Genomic DNA, 3,903 nt, shown 5'->3' with positions numbered 1-3,903 from the left:
CTGACCGTCGAGAAGCAGGTCGAGACCGATTTCTTCCGCATGGTCGCCGCCTATATGTGCAAGTGGGCGCCCTACAATTTTCCCGACCTGATACGTGACTACCTGTCGAAGTCCGATGCCGATGAAAAAATCAAGGCTCAAGTGAAAGCGATGTATCTCTAATCTCAGGCGGCAGTAGGAGCCGCCTTCGGTCTCTTTTTTGCACAAAATATGATTTATTCACTTGAAAAAATCCGATTTTTACTATCTTTGCGCTCGGAGCCTTAGCTCAATCGGTTAGAGCGTCGGACTCATAAAAATTGTGGCACCAGTCTGAAAGGGCTGGATGCGAATGGGAAGAAATCGGTGAAACCTAAGTGGCCGCGAGGTCATAAGGCAACGCCGAGCCGAGCCGGGGGTACACCCCTGGAAGGTGTAGAGACTAGCGGAGCAGTAGAGCCTGCTTAATGACCGCGCAAGCCTCCCACGCCTAAACCCGCAAGGGCATGGCGAAGACATAGTCCACGGAGGTGCGAAAGCATCACGAACGTAAACCCGTTGGTTCCCGGTTCAAGTCCGGGAGGCTCCACGAAATCCCGAACTCGAAAGAGAACGGGATTTTTTTTATTTTGATGCTATATAACCAAGGAGACGGAAAATGAAAAAGGCACTTTTGCTTCCCTTCTCGCTCATTGCTACCATCTTTATTGCTTGTGGCGACGATTCCTCCAATTCCGCAGGAACAAGCTGCACGGTTAAGGATAACGACGATAATTCCTATACGCTTTCCTGTCCTGACGGAACGTCCGCAACAATCAGGAATGGTGTCGATGGAAAAGATGGTGCCGATGGCGCGGGTTCCTTGGCTGTTATTTCGTTCTCAAACAAAGAACCCCAGGGATTTGTTTCTCCGCTTTCGGTAGAAATTTCCGATTTCGACCTCATAACAAAAGAGGATAGTGTTCAATTCCATGCATCAAGTAATACAGATACAAAGGGCTTGGATTTGTGGGCGAAAAAGTCCGGCGTGAAATATGTCGCAGACCTGTATTTCAGCAGTAAAAAAGAATCCTCTAAGCTCGCTGTTACTAATGGAGATAAGGTTACGATTTCATATAAAGACCCGAATCCTGAAACAGAAGTCTCTGAACAGGTTATTTGGACAAATTACACGGCATCTTCGTCGGGAACATTGACTTTCGACAAAAAGCAATATGTTGGCGATGGAGCCACAATGACTATTGTTTTGACGGATGCAGATTTGACAAACGAAACATCCGCATCAATAAATCTTTGCGTCGGCGCAACTTGCTCCGCAATTAGCTTGTCGGGGGCTGGCGGTGTTTTTTCTGCGCAGATAAAATTATCGACGACTGAAAACAAGCCGGATGGAAGTGTTCTTAAAGTTGCAAATGGAGACCGCCTGACTGCAAAATATTCAGACAAGTCTCCTGAACAAACTGTTCAAGCCAATTCCGTATTCTTTACGGCGCGTCAAGGTTATGTCCAGTTTGGTCAGGATATTTGGAATATGATGGAAAACATTTATGTTTATGTCTATGATGAAGATAATCTTGATTCAGTTGTAGAAGTGACATTGACTAGTGATGTTGACAAGAACGGCGTAAAACTTCATATTCCGAAAGTGAATGATTTATACTACGGATTAGCGAAAATATCTATTGAAAAATCTCCGATTGATACAGTTCTCCAAGTGAAAGATGGCGGAGTAATGTACGTGACCTATTATGATTCTTCAACTGGCGTTTCCCAATCGGATAATTCACGTTTGAACCTTATGAACACGACTTACCTTACGTTTGGCGACTCCGTTTATTATGGATTCAAGGATAAGGCTGTAATAACGCTTACCGATTATCGTTTGGGAATGTCTCCCGCAGTCGTTCATGTATGGTCTAGTTCGGATATGACTGGTCGTGATATTGAGCTTTATTACTTTGGAGGAACTTTGGGCTATAATCAACATGGCTTTGTTGAATTTACCAGTCAAACGCCTTATGATGGACAGCTAAAAGTTTCCAATGGAGATAAGATTTTTGTTGAATACACGAACTTGAGAGACTCAACTGTTCGAGATACGGCTATTTGGAGAGAATAAAGAGTTATAGTTTCTCCAGTTTCCCGTTCTTCACGTAGTATATCTCGGCTCCTATGCCTTTCCACTTTTGGGCATAGCCGAGATATTTTGATTTTGCGCTGTCCTTCAAGTCGTAAGGGAATGTCAACGATTCTACGCAGTCAATCGTCACGGCGCCATGGAATTGCAGTTCAAGGTAGCTGCTGATGTTGTCGCTGCGGAACTTTGTCATGTCGTTCGTCTGTGTTCCCTTCACTGGCAGCTTACTTTCGCTCATGTCGTCATAGGAAACTGCCTTCGGGTCGGTGACGAGGCTTGGCTGGTATCTTTCCCCGAGGCTGTCGCCAGCTGTCCATGTGCAAGTCACCTTGTCCTTCTTGAAACGCACCGCGACATTTCCGTATTGCGTGGCGCGGTTGTGCGTCGTCGCCTCGCGTAGCTTGTCGTGGTCGAGAAGGTTGCCGTACTTTTCGTACTGCGAGATATTGAGCTGGTTCGCCTTTTCCGTTGAACCCAGGTCAAAGAGCTTGTGTGCTGCGGAGAGACGCGCATGGCTCTGCTTGATTGAGCCGTCGGCATTGAGCGAAGGGCCGCAATATCCGCCGGAGCTTCCCGTCTCGAAGGTGTTTTTGAAATGGCTGTTGAAAACCTTTTCAAGCAGGTCGTCGTCAATGTGCATCCCCAGGTCGTGTTTCTGGAACAGCTCGCGCATCGTCGCCTCGATTTCTGCGGCGTGCTTCTTTGTCGCCGAGCCGTAGTTATGGCCTTTCTTGTACTTCTCGATGGCGGTGTCCAGGTGTCCGAGGGTGGGTGGCAGCTTGTCGCCCTTGAGAGCGCGAAGGTCGTCGATGCTGATGCTTGTCGAGAACGGGACGCTTGAGCCGGATTTGATGCCAGCCTTGATTTTCTTGAGGCGTTCGAGTCCTTCCTTGTATTCAATTTCCTTCCTTCTCGTTTCCGCTTTCTTGAGCAGTTCCTTGATTTCCGTTTTCGCGGCGTTGTCGCCCTTGGCGATAAGCGCGTCCATTTCGGTCGTGAGCTTCTTGAGGACTGCGGACTTGGGGTGGTTCTTGAGGAATATCTTGATGGAGTCCACGCGGCCAAGTTCCGTTTCCCAGTCGATGAGGCGTTCCACTTCGGCGAGAGCTTTCTTGTAAGCATCCTGTGCCACCTTCCAGCTTGCATACTTCTTGTGTTTTTCAACCCAGTCGATTTCAAATTCCAGGTCGTGCTTTTTGCCAGCGAGCGAGCTGCCCATGCCGTCGAGCTTCTTTCTTACGGATTCGTTGACGGTGATGGCGGTTGAATAGTCGAAGTCCCTTGCCGCCTGGAACGGGTCTGCAAGGTACGTGCAGCCCTTCAACGTGTCCAGACTCGTTTCGAGCTTTCGGGAGAACTTTTTCATGTCGCTGTACGCCTGTTTGCCGCCCTTCTGCAAGGCTTTTTCCAGTTCGCCCATTTCGGGTAGGCCCTTGATGCCGTTCGCGTCCTGCAAAAGCCTGTGCGCTGTCTGTCGCGTATCGAGTCTTTCCTGCAATTCCTTGCGAATTGCAGCGATTTCCTCCGAAGTCCTGCGAGAGTGTCGCGCCTCGGAAACGGCCCTGATTCTGCGCTTGACCTTTCGTTCTTCCCAGCGCTCCTTGATGGCCTCGATTTGCGCCGGGGTGCGGTCATGGCGCTTTTCTGCCGCCTGTTCCAGCCTTTGACGGCTCAAAAGCTGCATTTGCTCGTTTTTGAGCTGTTGCAGCTGTTTTTCCTGCTCGGCGATAGATTGTTCCACCTTGTGAAGGTTTTCGCCCGTAGAAGCCTCTGTACGCTGTTCTGCG

2 protein-coding genes are annotated in these 3,903 nt (G+C 48.9%); one reads left to right on the top strand and one right to left on the bottom strand.

All coding sequences use genetic code 11. The annotated features are described in order from the left end of the window. The first annotated feature begins 637 nt into the window (after positions 1–637). Entirely contained in the window at positions 638–2,098 is a 1,461-nt protein-coding gene (locus IKG78_RS08870) for a hypothetical protein (protein ID WP_290942468.1), read from the top strand. A 4-nt stretch (positions 2,099–2,102) separates the two neighbouring features. On the opposite strand, the gene IKG78_RS08865 is transcribed toward IKG78_RS08870, so the two are convergent. Beyond that, on the bottom strand, positions 2,103–3,903 hold a 1,801-nt coding region (locus IKG78_RS08865; RefSeq protein ID WP_290942466.1), incomplete at its 5' end, for a hypothetical protein.

Source organism: Fibrobacter sp. (assembly GCF_017545445.1).
Taxonomy (GTDB): domain Bacteria; phylum Fibrobacterota; class Fibrobacteria; order Fibrobacterales; family Fibrobacteraceae; genus Fibrobacter.
Note: the sequence above shows the minus strand (reverse complement) of the source record. Positions and strands in the feature narration are given on the sequence as shown.

What these genes read in the sequence shown, in the direction of transcription:
- IKG78_RS08870 (WP_290942468.1), top strand. Translation starts at nt 638, where the DNA reads ATGAAAAAGGCACTTTTGCTTCCCTTCTCGCTCATTGCTACCATCTTT.